At 35.0% G+C, this 1,750-nt stretch carries 1 protein-coding gene and 1 pseudogene; both read right to left on the reverse strand.

Going from position 1 to position 1,750, the window contains the following annotated elements:
• A partial coding sequence (locus A5844_RS02515; protein ID WP_179190521.1) for a zeta toxin family protein occupies window positions 1-213 on the reverse strand: 213 nt, incomplete at its 3' end.
• Between the two features lie 442 nt (window positions 214-655).
• A pseudogene (locus A5844_RS02520) lies at window positions 656-1,453 on the reverse strand (tyrosine-type recombinase/integrase); the annotation flags it as partial.
• Between the last annotated feature and the right edge of the window lie 297 nt (window positions 1,454-1,750).

A 1,750-nucleotide genomic window follows, 5' to 3' on the forward strand; every position in this document is an offset into this window, starting at 1 on the left:
ATACCCCGGGAATTTCGTTCGGAAAACATCAGCATCTATTCTACAGATATCTTCTGATAATTCCAGTAGACTAGTTGCTACTTCTGTTTTACCTGCGCCAGGCGTACCTGCCATAAATATAGCTTCTTTTTGATCTAGTCGAACAACTTTATCTTGAATCACATCTTGAAAAAATTCTTTTTTATGATCTTTAGCGTAGACTTTATCATCCAATACTACTTCCTCCAATAATTTTCTCGGAATAGTTTTTTTAACCATCTAAATTTTTCGATAGGACACCAATTAATATCATAAACTTGTTTCTTTATTATACAACAATTTAAGCTATAAATATTAGTTAATTCAATTCTTCAGTCATTTAGTCACAGTAATAACAGATATGCTCACAAAACGGGATATGGATATATGCAGAAACTTTACGTTCTGCGGGATTGGTTGTTTCTTTCATTTGATTTTCGTTCTCCTTACGTCAAAAAGTCGTACCGCTTTTCGACCACTCTTAAATGGTGTTCAAGCGCCAGCGCCTTGAAATAAGCCACATTTTTCAAACTCAAAAAGCTAGTTTCAAAAATGCTTGCTTATTGTCATCGGAGCTACACGACGCTTTCACAACCTCTTATATAAGCATACTATACGCATATGGTAAACAAATCCACTAAAAAATCCAAGAATCGACTTCTTGGATGACTTTTTCTTTTGTTGCACTGGACACTTGGTTGTAAATTTCCAGTGTGGTTTTCATATTGGAGTGACCGACACGATCCATGATTGCTTTGATTGGGACACCAGCTTCTGCTAGTAAGGAGATATGTGTGTAGCGGAAAGTATGGGTAGTCACATGTTTATTAAACTCAGGATATTTTTCTCTTAAGATATCTTTGACACACTTCACTGGTTTTTTATTATTACCATGTCCATTCATAAACTCATTAAAAGAATGATAAACAACCGGTGTGCCATTTTGTGTCTGGAAAATCGTGTTCGAAAAAAGAAAGTTTTCGGAAGCTTTTACTTTTTTATGATAGGAGGTCTGGTTCTTTCGCTGATACGTCTTTATAAAAGTTCCTATTTCTCGTTGTCTCATTTCTTTTTGCCTCACTTCATTTAATTGAATCCTATTTCGAATAATCGCAAGAGAACGATCATCCAAATCGATTTCTCGAATGGAGGAAATAGTCTTTGGTGGATTGCGTATATATTGTTCAATCGTTCGTCCAGCGGTAACTACTCCTTCATTGATCAATAATTTTTTTGCGGAAAAATCCACTTTCTCGACTGTCAATGCACTTAACTCGCCAATCCTTAAACCATTTCGTATCAAAAACTCTGCCATATCTAGATAAAGTTTACCCATCTTATTATTGTTATTATTACTTTCATATTTTTCATTGATTGCTTGAAAGAGTATATGGATTTCCTCTCTCTCTAAAAACTTCTTTTTTCTACGCTGAATGAGATGTGTATAAGAGACAGGGAGAGTACTCTTTATAGCAACAAGAGCATGAGACAAAAGTATTATTTACTCTTGCTTCACGCTCTAAATACGTATAAACCTGTCTCTTATACACATCTATATTAAAGAGCGTGGGACGAAAGTATTTATTTACTCTTGCTTCACGCTCTAAATACTGTCTCTTATACACATCTAGATGTGTATAAGAGACAGAGATGTGTATAAGAGACAGGTTCCACACTATAAATACGTATAAGCAGCGGAATCAGAAGCAACTCCTTCGAAAATAAGCTAAAA

It is taken from the genome of Candidatus Enterococcus wittei (assembly GCF_002140175.1).
GTDB lineage: Bacteria > Bacillota > Bacilli > Lactobacillales > Enterococcaceae > Enterococcus_B > Enterococcus_B wittei.